The sequence below is a fragment of the Pseudoalteromonas luteoviolacea NCIMB 1942 genome, from assembly GCF_001625595.1.
Lineage (GTDB): Bacteria > Pseudomonadota > Gammaproteobacteria > Enterobacterales > Alteromonadaceae > Pseudoalteromonas > Pseudoalteromonas luteoviolacea_A.
The window spans coordinates 1-22951 of the sequence record NZ_AUXT01000146.1 but is presented as its reverse complement, the minus strand read 5'-3'; the positions used below and the strand labels follow the sequence as shown (position 1 = coordinate 22951).

The following is a 22951-nucleotide window of genomic DNA, read 5'->3' as shown; positions in this document are numbered from 1 at the left end:
TGAAAAGCAAGGTGCAAGGAAATGCACCTTAATTTTGTTTATGATAAGACGCCTCTATTTGATAAAGCTTATGTCTTATGAAATAGAGAAATATCAGGGAAGGAAGTACCATCAAAGCGGTAATAATAAAGAAAACCGCCCAGTCGCCATCCAGCCAGTCATCTATCACGACACCACTGTAACTCGATAGTAAAGTTCGACTTAAACTGCCCAAAGAGGCAAGCAGGGCATAGTGTGTCGCGCTAAATGTCCTGTCACATAGCATAGAGATAAACGCAACCAAGGCAACGAGTGACCAGGCTTGAGTAAACCCATCAATTACAATGGCCAATGCATACAGATGTTCTTTAGGGCCTGCAATAGCTATCCACGAAAACATTAAATTGGACGCGGCCATAGCCACACCGCTAATGAACAGACCTTTCACAATGCCGTATTTGTGATTGAAGATACTACCCAAGAAAGCGAAGATGATGGTGATTAAACCGGTGCCCAGTTTTGAGTACTGTGCTATTTGGGTATTGCTAAAGCCAATTTCTTTATAAAATACAATGGACATTCGGGCTAAGAATGCTTCGCCAATCTTGAACAAGAAAATAAATGAGAGTAGTGCTAATGCGGTGCTAACCCCGTTATTTTTGAAAAAGCTCACAAATGGTGCAACGATGGTTACGCCCAGCCATGCCAAGAGTTTATTCGCCCTTGAGTGACCATGCGTAGAAAGCTTATCTTCATAGGCTTTTTGAATTTCGGCTTGAGCTGTATCTCGGTGTGATTCTGGCTCTTTTGCTAGCAATGTAAAAACGACTAATAAGCTCATAATACCTGAAAGTAACAGGTACACATCGGGCCATTCGACGTTAGGTAAATCGGCAGCAAAAAATGGGATAGCACCGAGTAGCGCGTATCCAGTCCACCACCCAGAAGTGGCCATCGCTGCTGCTGCGGTTGATTTTTCGCTTTCTGCTTGAGGTAATATATCGATACGATAGCCATCTATCGCAATATCATGCGTTGCAGCAAAAAGTGCGATCAGAAAACACAGTAAAGCAGCATGAAACAAATTATTTTGTAAATCGACGAATGCCAAATTTACAGCACACAAAGTAACGACAATTTGACCAAGGAATATCCAACTACGTCGCTGGCCGAGCCGGGCGCCAATGAGTGGCAATTTAAGTCTATCAACAAGCGGAGACCACAAAAAGTTAATGGTATAAGCACCGAATACTATCCCAAACAGTCCTATCAGACTTCTACTTAGGCCTTCATCTTTCAGCCACGCAGACATCACTGAGCCGATCAATACCCAAGGAAACCCCTGACTCATACCAAAAGCAAATACAGTCAATAAACGCTTGTCTTGATAATAACTCAGGTATTTCAAGATACTTGTTGTGGTCGCCATAGTCTTTGTTAGAACTCTTCTGCTGGCAAAATATCAATGCTGTAGATGATCACGGCTGTTTTTGGAATAAAGCTATAGCCCAGCTTTTTATTGTAGCCAGTTTCAACTTGCATAATTTTATCGAGCGTTTCATACCCTTCAGTCACATTACCAAATACAGCAAAACCCCAACCTCTGCCTGGGTTTAGGTGATCATTGTCGTCCATATTAAAAAAGAACTGCCTCGTGCCTGAGTGTGGTTTGTTATCCTGATAGGCCATGGCAACAGAGTACATATCGTTTTTCATGCCATTACCACTTTCATTAAAGATAGGCTTTCTTTCAAACATGCCATCATAGTCTTTGTCGTAGCCACCACCTTGGATAACAAAGTCTTTTTCATTGGCTTCGTCGCGCTCTACACGGTGAAAAACAGAACCTTTATAGTCATCGTTAACCACGTAGGTCAAAAAGTTATTTACTGTGATTGGTGCGCGTGAGCGATCTAGTTCCACAGTAATTTTGCCAAGTGAGGTGTTGATCTGTACTTTCGGAAACAGGTTGTCTTTTTGTACAAATCGCCCTTCTTTATTACCTGCAAAGGCAAGTGCACTTGTAAGTAAGGTAATTATGAGTATCGCGCAGCGGATCATCTGTGTTCCTTATACTTTATTGTGAGATGAATTGAATAAGCTCTTCGTCTTTTATCATATGTGTTACGAGCTGTTGGGCAAGCACATTTAGTTGGCCCTCTACTTTTGCCTGATCATGTTTCAGTGAGCCGGTCAATTTTCTGTTACCCGAAAAAGATTTAACAAATGTGCTCTTACCTTTAGTGACGGTAACCATAAATTCAGCTTGTGCATTACTTTCGTGTTTAGTGTAAGTTTCTGAAACGAGCGCTAGAAACTGTTTGACTTGAACTGTTATTTGTACATTCGCGTTGCTAACAATGTTTGCGCCATTGGCTCTAAATGCATCATTTATCAGCGCTGATAAAGTAACAGGCAAGTTTGCATCAGGTAGATACACAGCAGGTTCTATGTCGAGCACCTTAACAGTAAACTTGGATGTTCTGAGGTCTTCTACTTTGACAGATACGGGTAGATTAATAGTATTTACTTGGCCTGCAGAGTAACTGGGACTTAGGATCACCGCTTTTGGTGAGCCGGCACACCCTGACAAAAGAGTCACGATGCCTACGACAGCCAGTGATTTAATGATATTCGCCATAGATTAGCTCCTTTTTATTACGCTTAACACGGTAAACTTTTTATTATTGCCTAGTACCTTACAGTTCCCAAACAAGCGCTGCAACTTGTCTTGATAATCTAAATGACGATTGCCGATAATCCTAAGCTCACCGCCATTTCGAAGCGTGTACTTGGCTTGTAAAAACATCTGCCATGCAATGTGGTCTGTGATGGCTTGTGCCTGATGAAATGGCGGATTACAAAGCACTAAATCGGCGCTATTGGGCTCAAAATCAGCGAGACAATCATTGTGTACAAATTGGCAGTCGGGCAGACGTGCGGGCAAATTGTGGCTGACATTTTGTTTTGCTGTCGCGACGGCCATTGCCGACTCATCAACAAAAGTAACTTTGCAATTAGGCATGCGGTTTAAAGTTTGTAGCCCAATTACGCCATTACCGCACCCTAGGTCGATGATGTTCATCGGCTTTTTTCCGGCTGGTAGGTAATTTAGGAAAAACCTTGCGCCGATATCTAGGGAGTCCCGAGAAAAGACATTCGCATGGTTAATGAGTGTGAAGTCTGTATTTTCTAGAGGCCAAGATATGGGGAATTTGCTATCTACTGGCTTAGCCATCGTTTTCGAAAAAATTAAACGCGACTTTTTAACTGCAAGGCTGGTTTTGGGTTCTGATAAAAAGTGATTGAACGATTTTAGCGTCGAGGTATGAATCTCTTTCGCTTTACCTGCGGCGATGACAGGAATACCCGCAGGTAGATGACTTAAAAGAGAGAGTTGATACTGTAAAAACCCCGCATTTTTTGGGATTTTAATAAGCACTAAGTCAATGTCTGTTGGTAAGTTTTCTAAACTGTCTAAAAACGTTACGTGTTCAGTAGGTAACTGGTTTTCCGCTAAGTTGTGCTGACAAGCCGCCTTGCTTACAAAGGAATCACTGACAAAGAAAAGGGTTGGTAGTGCCTGTTCCTTACGAAAGATAACACTTGAAGCACAGCACAGAGCACCAAAACTATCGTTGAATATTAGGATTTTTTGTGCAGTTGGGTACTCTGATACTATATGATCAAGGAGGTATTCGTCTGCGGCATCCCATGCTTGTAGACTGCGATTTTTTTGTTCAAGAGGAAATCGATGTAATATGAACGGGTGGTTTGCAAGTACCGCTTCGATTGTCATAGTTTTATATTTTTCACTAATATTGTGGGTGCATAATAACATGTCAAAGCTGAACAAAGAATGTTTGCCCGAAGGCTTTCACTATTTTCCTCAAGGCATTTCATTTGATAAAAGCTTAGCGTTGTATGAGCACTTGTGCGCTCAATTGCCTTGGCAGCAACCTGAAATACGGGTTTACGGGAAATCACATCGAATACCCCGCTTACAATGCTTTATTGCTGAGCAAAGTGTCAATTATGGCTATTCAGGTAAACGGTTGGAAAGTTGTGATTGGTTGCCGGTTTTAAGTGCAATTCGAGCACGTTTACAGCAGCAGTATGGTCAACCTTTCAATGCATTGTTGCTAAATTGGTATCGCGATGGGCAGGATACCATGGGATGGCACAGTGATGACGAGCAAGAACTGGGTAAGGATCCAATGATTGTATCCGTCTCCTTGGGGGCGTCGAGGTTATTTAAAATCCGCGACAAAGTGACACGACAGACCTATTCAATAGTGCTAGAAACGGGCAGCTTTCTGGTAATGTCTGGGCGCAGTCAGCATGACTTTGAACACAGTTTGCCCAAGCAAGTTAAAGTGTCTCAAGGCCGAATAAACCTGACATTTAGAACGGTTGGTTAATTCAATCTATCCGCGTATAGTATAAGGCAATTTCCAAGACCAATCTGAAAAGGGCACTATATAGATGTCAATGCAGCAACAGATCCATGCAAAGCTTGCCGACGCCATTGCGTGTACGCACCTCGATGTTATTAATGAAAGTCATATGCACAGCCGTGGTAGTGACTCACATTTCAAAGTGATCGTAGTAAGCGAGGAGTTTTCTGGATTACGATTATTGCCACGACACAGGCGTATTAACGAAGTCCTAAAGTCAGAGTTGGCAAATGATATTCATGCATTAGCGATTCATGCATACACCCCTGAGGAGTTTGACGAGTCAGAGCACCAAGTGCCTGCATCACCTAACTGCTTAGGTGGCTCAAAGTTTGATAAATAGCTGATCAGACCTGTATTTAGGCGATCAGACATTACACTATAGGCAATTTTTGGCACCCTCTTTGACCAGTTTCATGACTTTATGTGATAGAGATGTGCCTAAATCACTTGAAACATATTCAAAATTTAGTAGGAAACAAAATGGTAATTAAGCCGAAGATCCGTGGTTTTATCTGTACCAATGCTCACCCAGCTGGCTGTGCAGCGCATGTTGAAGAGCAAATAGCATACGTAAAGCAGCAAGGTGAATTACAAAATGGACCAAAAAACGTACTGGTTATCGGTGCGTCAACTGGTTATGGTTTAGCATCACGCATCACTGCTGCATTCGGTTCTGGCGCAAAAACACTGGGCATTTTCTTTGAGAAAGAAGGCACAGAAAAGAAAACAGCTTCAGCGGGTTGGTATAATACAGCAGCATTCCAAAACGCCGCTGACAAAGCCGGTTTATGGTCTAAGAACATCAACGGCGACGCGTTTTCAAATGAGCTAAAAGAAAAAGCTGTTGAGACGATTAAAGCTGAGATGGGTAAAGTTGACTTAGTTATCTATAGTTTGGCATCTCCACGTCGTACAGATCCAAAAACTGGTGAAACACACAGCTCTGTGCTCAAACCAATCGGCGAAGCAATCACAACTAAAAACTTAAATACTTCAAAGCGTGTTATTGATGAAGTAAGCGTTGAAGCTGCAAATGAAGACGAAATTGCCAACACTGTAAAAGTGATGGGCGGTGAAGACTGGGAGCTTTGGCTAGAAGCATTGAAAGAAGCTGATGTATTGGCTGACAACTTCAAAACAACTGCATACACGTACATTGGCAAGGAACTCACTTGGCCAATTTACGGTCATGCAACAATTGGTAAAGCGAAAGAAGATCTAGACCGTGCAGCTGAAGCGATTAAAGCATCAACAGCTGTATTAAATGGTGAAGCCTATGTTTCTTCTTTAAATGCGGTTGTTACACAAGCAAGCTCTGCGATTCCAATTATGCCTCTATACATCTCTGCACTATTTAAAGTGACCAAAGAAGATGGCACTTATGAGGGGACGATTGAGCAAATTCATGGCTTGTTTAATGAAAACCTTTACGGTGAGACGCCTCGTTTTGACGATGGAGGCCACCTGTTCCAAAATTATAAGGAATTGGAAGGTGGTGTTCAGGCACGTGTTCAACACATCTGGGATACTGTGGATACCGATACTATAGATTCATTGACCGATTACGAAGGTTACCACAATGAATTCCTAAAATTATTTGGCTTTGGTGTCGACGGTGTCGACTATGATGCCGATGTGAATACTATTGCCGAAATCAATGGTTTAGTGTAATTTTTATACTATAGGCGGGGCGCTCAAGCTTCGCCTTTATGTTTTTCTTTCCTTAATCCAGTCACTTCACTTTCTCATTCAATACCACTTTGGTCTATATTGAATTAATCGCAATTAGCTGTACTGAGCTAAAACCATTGTTAAGTCGTATTAATTTGATAATTGTACTCGCATAGTCAGGGCGATTAATGTTAAAATTGCGGAAATATGTGAGGACTATAATATCACGGCGCTTTTTTTGGTTGATTTGGCTTTTGTCAAGTCAAAACATGATTGGCGAGTTCTTTGATACCGAAAACTAGATGAGATGGCTGCCGTGGTAAGTAAAGATTTTTCAATTTCTTTCCGTTAATGTAATGCAAGTGCGTATGATCAACATAAAAAAAGGTCTGGACTTACCCATAGAGGGCGCACCACAGCAAGCTATTCATGATGGCGCAGCCATCAAACGCGTAGCTGTGCTTGGTGAAGAGTTTATCGGTATGCGTCCAACCATGCATGTCCGCGTGGATGACCAAGTCAAAAAAGGCCAAGTTCTTTTTGAAGACAAAAAGAACCCAGGTGTCAAGTTTACTGCGCCAGCCTCTGGTGTAGTTAAAGAAATTAACCGTGGTGCTAAGCGTGTACTTCAATCAGTAGTGATTGAAGTACAAGGCAATGAGCAAATCACTTTTGACAAGTTCTCGGCTGCTGATTTAGGCAATCTAGATCGTGAAAAAGTGAAAGAAGTGCTTATTGAATCTGGTCAATGGCCAGCGCTTCGTGCACGTCCATTTAGCCGTGTAGCAGTGCCTAGTGCAGCTCCGAGCTCAATTTTCGTGACAGCCATCGATACTAACCCATTAGCAGCAGATCCAGCAGTGATCATCGCTGATAACGTTGAAGCGTTTGAAGCAGGTCTAGCAGTTGTATCTCGTTTAACTGATGGCAAAGTTTTCGTGTGTAAGCAGTCAGGCAGTAAAGTGCCTAGCTCTTCATTGTCACAAGTTGAAGTTCATGAGTTCGCTGGTGTGCATCCAGCTGGCTTAGTGGGCACTCATATCCACAACTTAGATGCAGTTGGTGCAGACAAGCAAGTTTGGCACTTAGGTCACCAGGACGTTATTGCGTTTGGTAAACTGTTCCTTACTGGCGAGATCTACACTGACCGAGTTGTTTCTTTAGCAGGTCCTCGCGTAAAGAATCCTCGTTTAGTTAAAACTCAACTTGGTGCGTCGCTAACAGATTTAGTATCAGGTGAAGTTGAAGACGGTGATAACCGAGTCATTTCTGGCTCTGTGTTAGCTGGTAAAACAGCAACCGGCCCTCATGCTTTCCTTGGCCGTTACCACGTACAGGTTTCTGTTCTTCTTGAAGGTCGTGAGAAGGAGCTATTTGGTTGGATTGCGCCAGGTAGCAATAAGTTCTCAGTAACACGTACATTCATTTCACACTTAGCATCTAGTCGCTTGTTCAAGATGACAACGTCTACTGGTGGCTCTAAGCGTGCGATGGTGCCAATCGGCAACTATGAGCGTGTTATGCCTCTGGACATTCTACCAACGCTATTACTTCGTGATCTGATCGCAGGCGATCTAGACAGCGCTATCTCATTGGGTGCGCTAGAGCTTGACGAAGAAGATTTAGCATTGTGTACCTTCGTATGTCCGGGCAAATATGACTTTGGTTTAATCCTGCGTGATTGCCTGACTACTATCGAGAAGGAAGGTTAAAAATGGCCTTAAAGAAATTTTTAGAAGACATTGAACCTCACTTTGAACCAGGTGGAAAACACGAGAAGTGGTATGCGTTATATGAAGCGATCGCGACAGTTTTCTATACTCCTGGTTATGTAAACAAAGGCGGCACGCACGTTCGTGACAACATCGACCTTAAACGTATCATGATTTTGGTATGGATGGCGACGTTCCCGGCTATGTTCTTCGGTATGTTCAACATCGGCCACCAAGCAGCATTAGCAATTGGCAACGGTTTTGATATCGCAAACACTTGGCAGGCGGGTATTTTCCAAGCGCTAGGTGGTGAGCTTACAGCTACTTCTGGCTGGGCCGCGAAAATGTTTTACGGTGCATGTTTCTTCCTACCTATTTACGGAACAGTGTTTATCGTAGGTGGCTTCTGGGAAGTACTATTTGCATCAGTGCGTAAGCACGAAGTAAACGAAGGTTTCTTCGTCACTTCCGTATTATTTGCATTGATCCTGCCTGCAACAATTCCATTATGGCAAGTTGCACTAGGTATCACGTTCGGTGTTGTAGTCGCTAAAGAAGTATTCGGTGGTACTGGCCGTAACTTCCTTAACCCTGCACTAGCTGGCCGTGCGTTCCTTTTTTTCGCGTACCCAGGTGATATCTCAGGTGACACAGTATGGACAGCAGTAGATTCATTCTCTGGTGCTACATACCTAGGTCAAGCAGCAATTGGTTCACTAGATTACAACAACATGCAGTTGTGGTGGAATGCTTTCTACGGCTTCATCCAAGGTTCAGTGGGTGAAACGTCGACGCTAGCACTTGCAATTGGTGGTTTGTTCTTGATGTATGTTCGTATCGCGTCATGGCGCATCGTACTAGGTACATTCCTAGGTATGGTTGTGATGGCTACGCTATTGAACATGATCGGTTCTGACACAAACGCGACATTTGCTATGCCCTGGCATTGGCACTTAGTACTTGGTGGTTTTGCATTTGGTATGTTCTTTATGGCGACAGACCCTGTTTCAGCGTCTTTCACCGATAAAGGTAAATGGGCATACGGTGCACTAATTGGTGTTATGGTTGTACTTATCCGTGTTGTTAACCCTGCATACCCAGAAGGTATGATGTTAGCAATTCTATTCGCTAACCTATTCGCACCGCTATTCGACCACTTTGTAGTGCAGTCTAATGTGAAGAGGAGATTGGCACGTGTCTAGTAACAATGAAACTATCGGCAAAACGTTAGGCGTTGTTGTTGGTTTGTGTTTAGTGTGTGCAATCGTCGTATCTTTTGCGGCAGTACAGTTACGCCCACTACAGCAAGCTAACAAAATTGAAGACGTTCAACGTAACATTCTAGCTGCGGCTGGTATTAAAGACGTTGAAAACGTAGCACAAAAGTACAATGAAGTAATTGATGCACGCGTTGTTGACTTTAAGTCAGGTGACTTTGTTGAAACAGATCCTAACTCGTTCGACTTCACAATGACTAAGTTCGACGCTGAGCGTAGCTTTGCACTTCCTAAAGAAGATGACTTAGCCGGCGTGCTTCGTATGACATATGAGTCTCCAGTATACCTAGCTAAGAACAGCAATGGTCAGGTTGAATCAGTGATTCTTCCTATCCAGGGTTACGGTCTATGGGGCATTATGTACGGTTTCATCGCGCTAGACCTTGATACGAAAACGATTAAAGCAATCAATTTCTATCAGCATAATGAAACAGCGGGTCTTGGTGGCGAAATCCAGAACCCTAAGTGGACTGCTACTTGGGAAGGCAAGCAACTACCTGTAGATATCGTAAAAGGCACAGCTGGTAACGATATTCACAAAGTTGATGGTCTATCTGGCGCAACATTAACGTCGAACGGTGTTGATAACACATTCAAGTTCTGGACAGGCGACAAAGCGTTTGGTCCATTCCTAGCGAAAGTACGTGAAGGGGCATTGAACTAATGGCTAATGCAAAAGAAATGAAGGAAGTCTTGTTTGGACCGGTCTTCGCAAACAACCCGATTGCTCTGCAAGTACTGGGTATTTGTTCTGCGCTAGCGGTTACTTCAAGCCTTAAAAATGCACTTATCATGTCACTTGCTTTGACTGTGGTAACTGCGTTCTCAAGTTTATTTATCTCGTTGATCCGTAACCACATTCCGTCAAGTGTACGTATCATCGTTCAAATGACAATTATTGCATCTTTGGTAATCGTTGTTGACCAAACACTTCAAGCATTTGTATATGCAACGGCAAAAGAACTAACGGTATTCGTTGGTCTGATCATTACAAACTGTATCGTAATGGGCCGTGCAGAAGCATATGCAATGAAGTCACCACCACTAATGTCATTCTTAGATGGTATTGGTAACGGTCTTGGTTACTCAGTAGTTCTACTTACAATCGGTTTTGTACGTGAGCTATTTGGTGCAGGTGCACTATTTGGTGTTGAAATCCTTCCGCTAGTTTCTGACGGTGGTTGGTACCAGCCAATGGGTCTATTAATTATGCCATTCAGTTCATTCTTCTTAGTTGGTTTCTTCATTTGGGTACTTCGTACTTATAAGAAAGACCAAATAGAAGCGAAGGCATAAGGGGAGAAAGATGGAACATTATCTTAGCTTATTTGTAAAAGCGGTTTTCATCGAAAACTTAGCGCTATCTTTCTTCTTAGGTATGTGTACATTCCTTGCGGTATCTAAGAAAGTAACTACCTCATTCGGTCTTGGTGTTGCTGTAATCTTCGTACTAGGTGTAGCTGTACCGGTAAACAACATTGTTTATCACGCAGTATTAGCACCGGGCGCGCTAGAGTGGCTTGGTTTCCCAGAGGCTGACTTAAGCTTCTTGAAATTCTTGACTTTCATCGGTGTAATCGCGGCACTTGTACAGATCCTTGAAATGACTTTGGACAAGTTCTTCCCAGCGTTATACAACGCGCTTGGTATTTTCTTGCCACTTATCACAGTAAACTGTGCGATTTTCGGTGCGGTAGCATTCATGGTTGAGCGTAACTATAACCTTACAGAGTCTGTTGTTTTCGGCATCGGTTCTGGTGTGGGTTGGGCGCTTGCAATCGTATTGCTAGCAGGTCTTCGTGAGAAAATGAAGTATGCTGATATCCCAGATGGTCTTCGTGGTTTAGGTATTACCTTTATCACCGTTGGTCTAATGGGCTTTGGCTTCTTGTCATTCTCTGGTATTTCACTTTAATTAGCGAGGAAACTATACGATGGAAACTATTGTATTAGGTGTAAGTATGTTCATCGCTATCGTTGTGATCTTGGTGCTAGTCATCATCGCAGCGAAATCGAAGCTTGTACCAAGCGGTGATATTATAATCGGCATCAATGGTGATGCAGATAAAGCAATTACATCAGCACCAGGTGGTAAGCTACTAGGCTCACTAGCTGACGCAGGTATCTTCATTTCATCAGCATGTGGTGGTGGTGGTTCTTGTGGCCAGTGTCGCGTACATGTTCATTCTGGTGGTGGTGATATCCTTCCAACTGAGCTTGACCACATCACTAAAGGTGAAGCACGTGAAGGTTGTCGTCTAGCATGTCAGGTTGCTGTTAAAACTGACATGGAGATTGAAGTAGAAGATTCTATCTTCGGCGTTAAGAAGTGGGAATGTAAAGTTATCTCTAACGATAACAAAGCAACGTTCATTAAAGAGCTTAAGCTTGGTATCCCTGAAGGTGAGGTTGTACCTTTCCGCGCAGGTGGTTATATCCAGATTGAAGCACCAGCTCACCACATTAAATACGCAGACTTTGATATTCCTGACGAATATCGTGGCGATTGGGAGCGTTTTGGCTTCTTCAATCTTGAGTCTAAAGTTGACGACGAGACGATCCGTGCATACTCAATGGCTAACTACCCAGAAGAGTTCGGTATCATCATGTTGAACGTGCGTATTGCGACTCCGCCGCCAAATAATCTAAGCCTACCTTGTGGTAAGATGTCGTCGTACATCTGGTCACTGAAAGAAGGTGATAAGGTAACTATTTCTGGTCCATTCGGTGAATTCTTCGCGAAAGAAACTGATGCAGAGATGGTATTCGTGGGTGGTGGTGCAGGTATGGCGCCAATGCGTTCACACATCTTCGATCAGCTTAAGCGTCTTAACTCAGAGCGTAAGATATCTTTCTGGTACGGTGCGCGTTCTAAGCGTGAGATGTTCTATGTAGAAGACTTCGACGGCCTAGCTACTGAAAATAATAACTTTGAGTGGCACGTAGCACTTTCTGATCCTCAGCCAGAGGACAACTGGGAAGGTTACACAGGCTTCATCCACAATGTATTATTAGAAAACTATCTGAAGGACCATGACGCGCCTGAGGATTGTGAGTTCTACATGTGTGGTCCTCCAATGATGAACGCGGCTGTTATCAACATGCTGAAAGATCTTGGTGTTGAAGACGAAAACATCCTACTTGATGACTTTGGTGGTTAATTAGGTCTTAAATATGATGTTCAATCGTATTTAAAAAAGTTTAACCCCTAGGGCATTCCCTAGGGGTTTTTTTTGTATGATGTAAGGACTAAAAAATAGATGCAAAAATTTGGTTATTTCTTCTCTGTTATCTTTTTAGTGTTTTTCTTATCTGCATGTGGTGAGCAAAAGGCGCAACAAAAACCTGTTGAAATAAACGGTAAAACAATGGGAACAACCTACAATATTAAGGTCTTTCCTGGTCCGGTCAGTTTGGAAGCCGCGCGTTTTAAAAGTGAAGTTGATGAGGCACTTATTGCTGTAAACCAGTCTATGTCGACGTATATTCCAGATTCTGAAATTAATCGTTTTAATCGACTTGAAGCGAATACAGTGATGCCAATCAGTGCGGGTTTTAGAAAAGTAACGGCAGAGTCTATCCGTTTAGGTCAATCTACTCAAACCTTGGATGTAACCATGGGTCCTTTAATAGATTTATGGGGTTTTGGCCCAGACAAGCGACCAACTAAGAGACCAACACAAACTGAAATAGAGGCGATGCAAGCCAATATAGGTGTTGATAAACTTAGCTTAACGAGCGAAGGGCTATCTAAGTCTCTCAGTCATCTAGAGTTGTCTTTTTCTGCAACGGCTAAAGGCTATGGCATTGATAAAGTAGCGGAGCTTATTGAGGGCAAGGGCATCGAAAATTACATGGTCGAAATTGGTGGAGAACTTCGCATTTCTGGTAGCAAGCCCAACAAAACACCTTGGCGAATTGCAATTGAAAAGCCGGATGCACCCGCAGGTCAACGTCAAATTCACAGGGTGATAGAACCCGGAAAAAACAGTGTAGCGACTTCTGGGGATTACCGTATTTTTTACGAGGTGGATGGAGAGATATTTACGCACCTGATCGATCCTGCAACGGGTAAGCCTGTTAAACATGACTTAGTGTCAGTTACCGTGCTGCATCCTTCGGCAATGACCGCAGATGGTTTAGCTACCGCGCTGACGGTAATGGGAACTGAACGTGCCAAGGCGTATGCACAACAGCATAATTTGCCTGTTTATCTCATCAGTAAAACGCCGCAAGGCCTTAAGACGTATTCGAGCCCAGCATTTGCACCTTACTTGAATTAAGGCTGAAGGCAAAAAATATCATTGTTTTTTGTGAGGTAAATTCATTCAACTTTGTCGGGTTTAGATATATAATATCGTGTATATACCGTCAGTTGCTTGGGATTAACCTAAGCTGGTTCGTTAATTAAGGGGCTTAGCCTATGTCACTTTTTATTCTTACTTTTGGATTACTTATTTTGATTGCAGCAGCAATGGCTGTGGGCGTAATCGTACAGAAAAAATCAATGGCAAGTAGTTGTGGTGGTCTAGGCTCTATGGGCATTGATAAAATATGTGACTGTGACGATCCATGTGATAAGCGCAAAAAACGCTTAGCGAAAGAGCAGTCATGGCGAGAAAACCAAATTTTATAATTTGGGTCTAATAAAAACGCAGGCAAGCCTGCGTTTTTTTGTGCGTAAAATTTAATGCTACAAACAATTTATCTTATAAGGTGTACCGAAACCGTAAAAAGAGGTCATCTTTTAGGGGTGACAGATGCCAAATTAACGCTCGAAAGTAGTAAGCAACTTCTGAGTTGATTGGCTCTGTGTACAAATGTTCAACGTATATTTTCATCGCCTAAATTGCGGTGCTATGAAGCCGCAAAAGCTTTCAGTTGCGCAAATCAACTGCCATTAACTATTGAACCCAGAATACAAGAAATTGATTTCAAAGATTGGGATGGGCTTTCGTATGAATGGTTATGGCAAAATACGAATAATCCAAGTATTGGCGATTTTTGGCAAGACCCTTGGGCTTATACACCGCCAAATGGTGAGTCTATGACGACTTTTGAAAAGAGAGTGGAGTCGTGGTGGAATAAAATTGTTTCCTCACCCAAAGATGACACTATCTTGGTGGTAACCCATGGTGGTGTCATCAGAAAGCTACTCGGTCTTGCACTATCGTTACCCTATAAGAGTACAACGCATTTAAATTGTTTTGAAGTCGGCTATGGTTGTACCTTTCGCCTTTCGATTTACTATGATAATAACGGAGTTGCATGGCCTAAAGTTGTCTTTTAGACATCTAGACTTCATAATACACAGAATCATTTCAGTGCGGCTTGGGAATGGGGTGAAAATCCTCAGCTGTCCCCGCAACTGTATTCGTAATGCCTTAATAAAGTGTCGAAGAGCCAGATACCAAGGCTGAAATAAGAACTTAAGCGGGCGCACTTAAGTGATATCACAACACCCTATTGGAGCTGTTAATGCCCATCTTGTGATCTGTGCTGCCCGAAACAAGAGGACATATGGTAGCGGCACAAGTTTCTGTAAATAACCTCAATTTGGTTATTAATAACAAGCACATTTTATCTGGCATTTCTTTTTCCGCAGCACCAGGTCAATTTATTGGGCTGATTGGTCCTAATGGTGCTGGAAAATCATCACTATTGCGATGCCTGTATCGTTTTCAAATACCGATGTCGGGCAATATTTTGATAGATCAAACCGATATTAATCAATTTGATAGGCTGACCTATGCAAGAAAAGTAGCTGCAGTACTGCAAGAGATCCCCAGTCAGTTTAATTTAGCAGTGTTTGACGTCGTGGCAATGGGGTTGACTCCACATAAACGGTTGTTTTCAAGTGTCTCATTGAGAGATCGTCAGTCGATTCAAGAAGCGCTACAGAAAGTTGGGTTAACCCACAAGCAACAGCAGTCGTATGAGTTGTTATCTGGGGGAGAGAAGCAACGTGTCATGATAGCCAGAGCAATTGTCCAGCGCCCGAGTCTATTATTGATGGATGAGCCGACTAGCCATTTAGATGTAAAGTATCAGATAGAAATAATGGCTTTGGCTAAGTCGTTGGGAATTACCGTCATTGCGTCGTTTCACGATTTAAACCTGGCATCGGCGCTATGTGACTCTATTTTAGTGCTTGAACATGGGCAGTTAGTCGCAGATGGGACTCCTCAAAGCGTAATGACTACCGAGATGCTATCTACAGTGTTCGGAGTAAAGGCTGAGGTATCATTGCAATCATCGATTCAGGGGGGGCAAACTCCACATATTCGCTACCAATATCAACTCAGTGAAACAGATTTAAGTGTACAAGTTTCAAGGAGGCTAGAGTGCGACTAGCCGCAAGCAGTATTTTGATTTTAGTCTGCCTTTTTAGCTTTATGAGTGCATTGAGTATAGGTGCCATTCACGTAGATTTTTACGATGTGTGGTTGGCGTTATGGTCATATGACGAGACACAACTAGCGCAAAAAATCATTGTTGAACTTAGGCTGCCTCGCACCGTTTTAGCGTTTTTGGCCGGAGCAGGCCTCGCGACTGCCGGCTTAATTTTGCAGACAGTGACGCGTAATCCTTTGGCAGATCCCTATCTATTCGGTATATCTTCTGGGGCATCTTTTGGGGTGGTACTTCTTCTAACTCTATTCGGCATTCAAAATGGTTTAGCTATGTCGGGGGCCGCATTGCTAGGCAGTGTATGTGCGATGAGCCTATTGTTATTGATTGCGTACCATAAAGGGGCCGCGCAAATTGAAAATATGTTGCTTGCTGGGGTCGCACTGTCGTTTTTATTTAATGCGTTTACAAGTTTGTTATTGTATTGGAGCGATCCGCAAGCCATAACAGCGATTATCTTTTGGAGTTTAGGCAGTTTCAGCCGAGCTGATTGGGCTTGGATGTGGCTGCCATCCTCGGTAGTCATTATAGGTTTTTTGAGTGTGATTTGTTTTAGGCGTCACCTTAATGCGCTTTTGCTGGGAGATGAAAGTGCGGTGACGCTGGGTGTTAATGTGCACAGACTGCGTTTGGGCATGCTTTTAGTGAGTTCTTTGCTGACTGCTGTGTTAGTGGCAGCGTGTGGCGGGGTGGGTTTTGTCGGTCTAATGATCCCGCATATTGTGCGTTTCTTTATCTCTCAAGCCAGAGTACTAGGTATGTTGATGACGGCATTGAGTGGCGGCTTACTGATGTTGTGGGTAGATGTTCTTGCACGCAGTTTAATCGACAATCAAGAGTTACCAATTGGCGTGATCACAGCCGCCATTGGCAGTGTATTTTTCCTTTCTCTATTGATGTTTAAAAAGCGCTCTGCAACTATTTAATTGGATTGTAATATGACTAAACCTCTGGATTTAAAGCACAGTTAAAGTGTGCAACAAAAGCTGAATATGAAAACCAAGCCGCTTGGCTCTTTGTGAAAACTAGAAGCATTAGCTAAACAGCTCGTTTTGATTTTCTCACAGGGGATGTCAGAGGATGAATTGAGAACCGCCGATTTCTCAATTACTCATCCATGTATCTGTGTATTTGCAGGCGATTATGGCATCGCAAGTGAAGGCGTATCGATTGCGTCAAGTGAAGTAACAAGTCAGATGGTTACAAATTTTGCTCAAGGAGGCGCAGCAATCTGTGTACTTGCGCGGCAGTTAGGGTGGCGTTTAAACGTAGTCGATTGTGGAATTCTCACAGCGCCACACAATAATACGGTGATTGACTGTCGACTTGGTGTGTCAACGAATTCATTTCATCATCAAGTAGCCATGACCCAGTCGGCAACTGGAGAGAGGGCTGACGAATGCCGCAGCATTGGTCGAAGAAGAATTAGAGCGGGGATGCAACTTATTTGCCTTTGGAGAAATGGGCATAGGTAACACGACATCAGCAGCGGCGATATTCATAGCACTGTCTGGAGTTGCTCCTGAATTAGCCGTTGGAAAAGGGACCGGTGTGGCTGACGATGTGGTTAAGAATAAGCAGCTTTTAATTGAGCAGGCCTTGCAATTACACCGATTATCTCCGGAGCAGCCACTGGACATTCTTCAATGTCTTGGCGGGTTTGAAATCGTACATCTGGTCGGTGCTATGCTTGGTGTTGCCAGCGCTCAAAAAGTCATTGTTGTAGATGGTTTTATAGCAACAGCAGCTGCAATGCTGGCAGTTGCAATTGAGCCAAACAGTAAAGCCCATATGGTATTTGCACATTGCTCAAGTGAGCAAGGGCATCAGAAAATGCTCGAGTGCTTGGCTGTTGAGCCTTTATTAAATTTAGGCATGCGGTTGGGTGAGGGGAGTGGTGCTGCGCTAGCGCTACCAATTATTCAAAGCGCGCTCGCCATTTATAATGACATGGCGAGTTTCGAAGAAGCTGACGTAACTCAGGTTGTTAAATAATATGTCTCAGTTTGTGTTGTTCAAGCTTGCGTTGATTTTCCTGACCCGAGTGCCTGTGAAATTGAGTGGCAGTGTCAGTGATGAGGATATTAACTTATCTAGCAGTTACTTCGCTGCGGTAGGTTTTTGCATCGGCCTGTCCATGGCTTTTACATTGTGGATTATAGCCTATTGGTTACCTATGAATTTGGGCATACTCTTCACATTGGGCTTGGGGCTGATAGTCACTGGCGCATTTCATGAAGATGGCTTTGCGATGTTTGGGATGGTTTTGGCGGCGGTTGGAGCCAGCAGCAAAAGCTGGACATCATAAAAGACAGCAGAATTGGCACCTATGGTGCAGTTGCGCTAATCATTTTAATGCTGAGTAAGTATCAACTGCTACTGGCGCTAAGTGAAGATATAGTCACGTTGCTGTTCGCTATAGTGATAGCGCAGACACTTAGTCGTATGACGGCAACGAGTCTTATCGGTAAGCTGTCATATGTGCAATTGGACGCGCAAAGCAAAGTTAAACCTATTGCAAAAAATTTGCAGCCGACCTGTAGAGCGATCTTATACGCCTCTGGGGGGATAGTGTTTTTACTTGGTTTAGGTTTATTTGAATTCTCAATTTGGCATATGTTGGGTCTGTTTGTAACACTTTGGTTTACGCGGTGGGGGTGTCGGAATGGTTTGCTCGCCAGCTCGGTGGTTATACCGGAGACTGCTTGGGGCTACACAGCAAATCTGTGAAATCGCCATTTATACCTTTTGTGTTGTGAGCTTGTTATGACTGGTCGAGTGGAATTGATCATTGGTGGCGCACGCTCGGGGAAAAGTACACTGGCAGAAAGGCGAGCTGAGCATTGGTTATCAACAGGCCGTGTAAAAGAGCTGATTTATATTGCCACAGCACAAAGTAAAGACGATGAAATGGCAGCACGCATCGCATATCACCAAGCGATGAGATCAGAGCTTTGGCAGGTCCATGAAATTCCTTGGGGATAGCTGGTCTCATCGTGCAACTGGCGCCTGAGCAATGTGCCCTCGTTGATTGCCTAATACTTTGGCTAACTTATGGTTTGTGCGAAGTGAGCGACAGTGAGTATTACAACAATAAATGAAAATTACTTGATGTACTAAAGACAACACAGGGCCAGGTAATATTGGTAAGCAATGAAGTGGGGCACGGTATTGTGCCTTTGGGCGCCTTAAGTCGACGCTTTGTTGATGAATCTGGTTGGCTCAATCAAGATATTGCCGCTATCGCCAACGGAGTGGATTTCGTGATGGTAGGTTTGCTCATTAACTTAAAAAGTGAGAGAAAATGAAGACATTGATGGTGCAAGGCACCACGTCAGATGCTGGTAAAAGCACACTTGTCGCAGGGTTGTGTCGTGTTGCTGCGCGTAAAGGTATCAAAGTTGCACCATTTAAACCGCAGAATATGGCACTAAATAGTGCGGTTACACCATGCGGAGGTGAAATAGGTCGCGCTCAGGCTCTTCAAGCTGTTGCTGCGAATGTTCCCTTAAGTGTGGATTTCAATCCCATTCTATTAAAGCCCAATACAGATACCGGTGCTCAGGTGATAGTACATGGCAAGGCTCTAAGTAACATGGAAGCCGGGAAATATCATGACTATAAAGCTGTTGCAATGGATTCAGTCATTGAATCTCACACACGCTTAGCAAAACAATTTGCGTATTGCATAGTGGAAGGGGCGGGCAGCCCTGCCGAAATAAACTTGCGAGAAAACGATATTGCGAATATGGGGTTCGCCTGTAAAGTATCTTGCCCCGTGATTATTGTTGCTGATATCGATAAAGGTGGTGTGTTCGCTCATTTAGTTGGCACTCTGGCGCTGCTTAGTGAAGAAGAGCAAACTTTGGTAAAGGGTTTTGTTATCAATCGGTTTCGCGGAGATATTGGCTTGTTGCAGTCGGGGTTGGATTGGCTAGAAGACTACACTGGCAAGCCTGTTTTAGGTGTATTACCCTATTTACATGACTTGACACTGGATGCGGAGGACGCAGTCACCACTGCTAATCGTACAGAAAATGCCTGTTTAAAGATTGCAGTGTTGTTGTTACCACATATCAGCAACCATACAGATTTTGACAGTTTGCGGCTCAACCCTAAGGTTGAACTTAAATACGTGAGGCATGGTGAAAAGATCGGGAGTGTTGATCTGGTAATCATACCGGGTAGTAAAAATGTCATTAACGATCTGCGCTTTTTAAAGTCTGAAGGGTGGGATATAGAAATTAACCATCACCTTCGATATCAGGGCAAGGTTTTGGGTATTTGTGGTGGCTTACAAATGCTAGGCCGAGCAATTTTTGATCCGCAGCATATTGAATCTTCAGTTGAGCAGGTGACAGCACTTAATTTAGTCCCGTTCAGCACTGAGCTGACTGAAACCAAGCAACTCACCAATGTGCATGGTATGTGTTTATTAAATGATGAACATGTCGCGATACGTGGCTACGAAATACACTGTGGAATAAGTTCGGGAACGGCTTTGGAGAAACCATTTCTTACGTTTTCAAAACACCCCCTAGATGCAACCAGAGATGGGTTTATTTCTGATGATAATTTGATAGCAGGTACCTACCTACATGGGTTATTTGATGAACCAAACACCTGCTCCGCAATTTTGAAGTGGGCGAGCCATGGAAAGTTTGGTCATGACGGATTTGATTTAGACGCGCACAGAGAAAAGCAGCTAGATAAGTTAGCAGATATTTGTGAGCAACATTTGGATATAGAAAAGATTTTTTCACTCGGCGAATAGGAATCAGACATGACAGAAAAAAATCAAGAAAAGCATAAAGCTAGGCAGCAGAAAGTGAAAGAAAAAGTGGACCAAAAAGTCGCTGAAGCGAATATAGAACAAGGGATTTTGCAGGTCATCTCAGGTAATGGAAAGGGCAAATCAACTTCTGGTTTTGGCACCGTTGCTCGCTGTGTTGGGCACGGAATGCAAGCGGCTGTGGTGCAGTTTATTAAAGGAAACTGGGAGTGTGGGGAGCGTAATTTGCTTGAAAAAGTAGGTGTCCCATTCGCGGTGATGAAAACAGGGTTCACGTGGGAAACGCAAAACCGAGAAACCGATGCTCAGGCTGCTCAGGCAACGTGGCAAAAAGCAAAGGCATGGTTACAAGATGAAAGCATCGACTTAGTCTTGCTAGATGAACTGACGTATATGGTCAGCTACGATTATTTAGATTTAAATGAAGTGCTTGAAGCGCTTCGAAACAGGCCCAAAATGCAGTCTGTGATCATTACAGGGCGAGGCGCGCATCGGAGTTTAACGGAACTTGCAGATACGGTAAGCGAAGTTAGAAATGTAAAGCATGCATTTGAAGCTGGTATTAAAGCGCAGAAAGGATTCGACTTCTAATGGCCATTAAATGGACCCTGGCGAGCGTACTGCTAGTAGTGAGTTCATGGGTAAATGCTCAGTCACAGCAGGTACCTAAACGGATCATCGCTCTAGCCCCGCATATTGTTGAAAACTTGTATGCCATAGGTGCAGGTGAACGTATCGTCGGTACTGTTGAGTATGCCGACTATCCTGAAGCTGCTAAGCACATCCCAAGGATTGGGGGCTTTCATGGTATTCAGCTTGAAAAGGTGCTTGCACTGCGCCCTGACCTTGTTGTCGTATGGAAAAGCGGCAATAAAGAAGCAGATATTGAAAAGCTGAAAGCGCTAGGAATTCCAGTAGCTTATAGCGTCTCTCAAGATATTCATCAAGTTCCTAAAGAGTTGATGAAACTGGGCAAATTAACGGGACTTGAAGCGCAAGCGAAAGTACAAGCCGACAAGTTTATAAGTGACTATCAGCAAATAGTAGATACATATAAAAGCAAAGAAAAGTTAGATGTTTTCTACCAACTTTGGCCTTCACCATTGATGACCATTAATGGTAAAACATGGATACACCAGACGCTCGCCACCTGTGGTGCGCGAAATGTTTTTGCGGACGCAACCACTGAGTATCCCCAGATAAGTCTTGAGAATGTTATTGCTAAACATCCACAAGCTATTGTCATACCCAATGAAAGGGCGGCAAAACAACCACCAAAAGTTGACTGGCAACAGTGGCAAGAAATTCCTGCTGTAAAGCATCAACAATATATAGAGGTTGACGCCGATCTATTGCATCGTTTTAGCACTCGAATGCTCATAGGAGTGAGGGATATGTGTGATAAACTCCACGCTTCAAGAACTTATTATGGAAAACCGCAATGACAACATGGCGAGACCTTTTAGGGGCTGAAAAGCAACAAACATACTTTCAAGATACGATGAATTACGTGGCACAACGCAGAGCGGAAGGTGTAACAGTTTATCCACCAGAAGACAAGGTATTTGAAGCATTCAAAACTACTGAATTAGAACAGGTTAAAGTCGTGATTTTAGGTCAAGATCCGTATCATGGCCCAAATCAGGCTCACGGTTTGTGTTTTTCTGTTCTGCCAGGTGTTAAATCTCCGCCATCTTTGGCAAATATGTATAAAGAGCTCGCACAAGATATACCTGGGTTTGAAACTCCCAATCACGGTTATCTCTTACCTTGGGCAGAGCAGGGAGTATTGCTGCTAAATACGGTGTTGACCGTTGAGCAAGGTCAAGCACACTCTCACAAGCATTTAGGTTGGGAGCACTTTACCGACGTAGTGATAGACAAAATCAACACGCACTGTGAAGGCGTTATCTTTTTACTTTGGGGCTCGCATGCTCAAAAGAAAGGTAAGGCAATTGATAGCACACGACACCATGTGTTGCGAGCGCCACACCCCTCTCCGTTGTCTGCGCACAGAGGTTTTTTTGGCTGCAAGCATTTCTCTCAAGCCAACCAGCTCCTGCAATCAATGGGAAAAACACCTATTGATTGGCAAGTCTAACTAGGATATTACTGATAAGCAAAAAGGCTCTAAGAGCTGTCTCTTATACACAAATCCCTGCTAAGAAATTAGCGGGGATTTTTTTGAACTAAACCTCAATCTCATGATCAGATCTTCAAATACTATATGGAGACACATTGTGATTAACGCGCATACTCACTGGGCAGAGCTGCAATTTGGTCAATCGGACTTAGGCGACCCAAGAAGAACAGCGCGTCTGGTAAAGTTAGCATCAACTCTCGCAAATGAACCAGGAAAATCACTCGTGAATATCACTCAATCCCCGCCGATATGGAAGGAGCCTATCGGTTTATCCGTAACGAGAACATTGATGCAAATGCCATAGCGGAGTCAGGCTTTCAAGCAACGGTTGAACAAGCACAAAATCATCATTTATTACTCGCATTAGAAGACATGACCACACTGATTTATAAACCCCCCTCCATTCGAGGTGACTTGGGTCATGTCGAACGTCATTTCAGTATGTGACCGAGAAGCCAACATCTACGAATACTTGCAATACAAACTGGCCGAGCAACAAAGGTTCG

At 43.4% G+C, this 22951-nt stretch carries 26 protein-coding genes, 2 pseudogenes and 1 riboswitch; of the genes and pseudogenes, 24 read left to right on the top strand and 4 right to left on the bottom strand.

Features of this window, described 5'->3' with window-relative positions; all coding sequences use genetic code 11:
• Positions 1-28: 28 nt before the first annotated feature.
• Genes N482_RS08160 through N482_RS08145 form a run of 4 tightly spaced genes read right to left on the bottom strand, consistent with a single transcriptional unit; the run spans position 29 to position 3778 of the window.
• Positions 29-1408 (bottom strand): AmpG family muropeptide MFS transporter, encoded by a 1380-nt coding sequence (locus N482_RS08160; protein ID WP_063376567.1) that lies wholly within the window; start codon positions 1406-1408, stop codon positions 29-31.
• A gap of 8 nt (positions 1409-1416) precedes the next feature.
• Positions 1417-2040, bottom strand: a complete 624-nt coding sequence (locus tag N482_RS08155; RefSeq protein WP_063376566.1) for a peptidylprolyl isomerase — start codon at positions 2038-2040, stop codon at positions 1417-1419.
• 16 nt (positions 2041-2056) lie between these two features.
• Positions 2057-2620, bottom strand: a complete 564-nt coding sequence (locus N482_RS08150; RefSeq protein WP_063376565.1) for a YajG family lipoprotein — start codon at positions 2618-2620, stop codon at positions 2057-2059.
• Between the two features lie 3 nt (positions 2621-2623).
• Positions 2624-3778, bottom strand: coding sequence for a methyltransferase (locus tag N482_RS08145; RefSeq protein WP_063376616.1), 1155 nt, complete (start codon positions 3776-3778; stop codon positions 2624-2626).
• 40 nt (positions 3779-3818) lie between these two features.
• Between N482_RS08145 and N482_RS08140 the strand changes: the two genes are divergently transcribed.
• The 24 genes and pseudogenes from N482_RS08140 to N482_RS24265 all read left to right on the top strand — a co-directional run.
• A complete protein-coding gene (locus N482_RS08140) occupies positions 3819-4400 on the top strand; it encodes an alpha-ketoglutarate-dependent dioxygenase AlkB family protein (RefSeq protein WP_063376564.1) in 582 nt (193 codons plus the stop codon).
• Positions 4401-4464: 64 nt separating this feature from the next.
• The gene (locus tag N482_RS08135; RefSeq protein ID WP_063376563.1) at positions 4465-4779 is read left to right on the top strand and encodes a BolA family protein; all 315 of its coding nucleotides are present in this window, start codon (positions 4465-4467) and stop codon (positions 4777-4779) included.
• A 140-nt stretch (positions 4780-4919) separates the two neighbouring features.
• Positions 4920-6110, top strand: a complete 1191-nt coding sequence (gene fabV, locus N482_RS08130) for an enoyl-ACP reductase FabV (protein WP_063376562.1) — start codon at positions 4920-4922, stop codon at positions 6108-6110.
• 368 nt (positions 6111-6478) lie between these two features.
• Positions 6479-7822, top strand: coding sequence for a Na(+)-translocating NADH-quinone reductase subunit A (locus N482_RS08125; RefSeq protein WP_063376615.1), 1344 nt, complete (start codon positions 6479-6481; stop codon positions 7820-7822).
• A 2-nt stretch (positions 7823-7824) separates the two neighbouring features.
• A complete protein-coding gene (locus tag N482_RS08120; protein ID WP_063376561.1) occupies positions 7825-9024 on the top strand; it encodes an NADH:ubiquinone reductase (Na(+)-transporting) subunit B in 1200 nt (399 codons plus the stop codon).
• Complete coding sequence (locus N482_RS08115) at positions 9017-9763, top strand: Na(+)-translocating NADH-quinone reductase subunit C (protein WP_063376560.1); 747 nt, start codon at positions 9017-9019, stop codon at positions 9761-9763. The genes N482_RS08120 and N482_RS08115 overlap by 8 nt, the downstream gene beginning before the upstream one ends.
• Positions 9763-10395, top strand: coding sequence for an NADH:ubiquinone reductase (Na(+)-transporting) subunit D (locus tag N482_RS08110; protein ID WP_063376559.1), 633 nt, complete (start codon positions 9763-9765; stop codon positions 10393-10395). The genes N482_RS08115 and N482_RS08110 overlap by 1 nt, the downstream gene beginning before the upstream one ends.
• Positions 10396-10405: 10 nt before the next feature.
• Positions 10406-11014: an NADH:ubiquinone reductase (Na(+)-transporting) subunit E gene (gene nqrE / locus N482_RS08105; RefSeq protein ID WP_063376558.1), complete on the top strand. Its 609-nt coding sequence runs from the start codon at positions 10406-10408 to the stop codon at positions 11012-11014.
• Positions 11015-11033: 19 nt separating this feature from the next.
• Positions 11034-12260 carry an NADH:ubiquinone reductase (Na(+)-transporting) subunit F gene (gene nqrF / locus N482_RS08100; protein ID WP_063376557.1) on the top strand — a complete coding sequence of 409 codons (1227 nt, stop codon included), beginning with the start codon at positions 11034-11036 and terminating at the stop codon, positions 12258-12260.
• Positions 12261-12359: 99 nt separating this feature from the next.
• Complete coding sequence (locus N482_RS08095; protein ID WP_063376556.1) at positions 12360-13382, top strand: FAD:protein FMN transferase; 1023 nt, start codon at positions 12360-12362, stop codon at positions 13380-13382.
• Positions 13383-13522: 140 nt separating this feature from the next.
• Positions 13523-13735 (top strand): (Na+)-NQR maturation NqrM, encoded by a 213-nt coding sequence (gene nqrM / locus N482_RS08090; RefSeq protein WP_039611686.1) that lies wholly within the window; start codon positions 13523-13525, stop codon positions 13733-13735.
• Between the two features lie 168 nt (positions 13736-13903).
• Positions 13904-14389, top strand: a complete 486-nt coding sequence (locus N482_RS08085) for a histidine phosphatase family protein (RefSeq protein WP_081227835.1) — start codon at positions 13904-13906, stop codon at positions 14387-14389.
• A riboswitch (cobalamin riboswitch) is annotated at positions 14380-14533 on the top strand. (Overlaps the previous gene by 10 nt.)
• A gap of 86 nt (positions 14534-14619) precedes the next feature.
• On the top strand, positions 14620-15453 hold the full coding sequence (locus N482_RS08080) for an ABC transporter ATP-binding protein (protein WP_063376555.1): 834 nt from the start codon (positions 14620-14622) through the stop codon (positions 15451-15453).
• Complete coding sequence (locus N482_RS08075; RefSeq protein WP_063376554.1) at positions 15444-16436, top strand: FecCD family ABC transporter permease; 993 nt, start codon at positions 15444-15446, stop codon at positions 16434-16436. Before N482_RS08080 ends, N482_RS08075 begins: the two co-directional genes overlap by 10 nt.
• A gap of 126 nt (positions 16437-16562) precedes the next feature.
• Positions 16563-16985 carry a nicotinate-nucleotide--dimethylbenzimidazole phosphoribosyltransferase gene (locus tag N482_RS25590; protein ID WP_231100814.1) on the top strand — a complete coding sequence of 141 codons (423 nt, stop codon included), beginning with the start codon at positions 16563-16565 and terminating at the stop codon, positions 16983-16985.
• The gene (locus N482_RS25585; protein WP_419555016.1) at positions 16972-17505 is read left to right on the top strand and encodes a nicotinate-nucleotide--dimethylbenzimidazole phosphoribosyltransferase; all 534 of its coding nucleotides are present in this window, start codon (positions 16972-16974) and stop codon (positions 17503-17505) included. Before N482_RS25590 ends, N482_RS25585 begins: the two co-directional genes overlap by 14 nt.
• Position 17506: 1 nt before the next feature.
• A pseudogene (locus N482_RS26105) lies at positions 17507-18240 on the top strand (adenosylcobinamide-GDP ribazoletransferase).
• 36 nt (positions 18241-18276) lie between these two features.
• Positions 18277-18495, top strand: a complete 219-nt coding sequence (locus N482_RS26100) for a bifunctional adenosylcobinamide kinase/adenosylcobinamide-phosphate guanylyltransferase (RefSeq protein WP_155730544.1) — start codon at positions 18277-18279, stop codon at positions 18493-18495.
• A gap of 173 nt (positions 18496-18668) precedes the next feature.
• Complete coding sequence (locus tag N482_RS26095) at positions 18669-18818, top strand: bifunctional adenosylcobinamide kinase/adenosylcobinamide-phosphate guanylyltransferase (protein ID WP_419555015.1); 150 nt, start codon at positions 18669-18671, stop codon at positions 18816-18818.
• Positions 18815-20284, top strand: a complete 1470-nt coding sequence (locus N482_RS08055; RefSeq protein ID WP_063376553.1) for a cobyric acid synthase — start codon at positions 18815-18817, stop codon at positions 20282-20284. Before N482_RS26095 ends, N482_RS08055 begins: the two co-directional genes overlap by 4 nt.
• 9 nt (positions 20285-20293) lie before the next feature.
• A complete protein-coding gene (gene cobO / locus N482_RS08050) occupies positions 20294-20893 on the top strand; it encodes a cob(I)yrinic acid a,c-diamide adenosyltransferase (RefSeq protein WP_063376552.1) in 600 nt (199 codons plus the stop codon).
• Positions 20893-21747 carry a cobalamin-binding protein gene (locus tag N482_RS08045; RefSeq protein ID WP_063376551.1) on the top strand — a complete coding sequence of 285 codons (855 nt, stop codon included), beginning with the start codon at positions 20893-20895 and terminating at the stop codon, positions 21745-21747. The genes cobO and N482_RS08045 overlap by 1 nt, the downstream gene beginning before the upstream one ends.
• Positions 21744-22403, top strand: coding sequence for a uracil-DNA glycosylase (gene ung / locus N482_RS08040; protein WP_063376550.1), 660 nt, complete (start codon positions 21744-21746; stop codon positions 22401-22403). The genes N482_RS08045 and ung overlap by 4 nt, the downstream gene beginning before the upstream one ends.
• Positions 22404-22542: 139 nt before the next feature.
• Positions 22543-22951: pseudogene (locus tag N482_RS24265) on the top strand (transposase DNA-binding-containing protein); the annotation flags it as partial.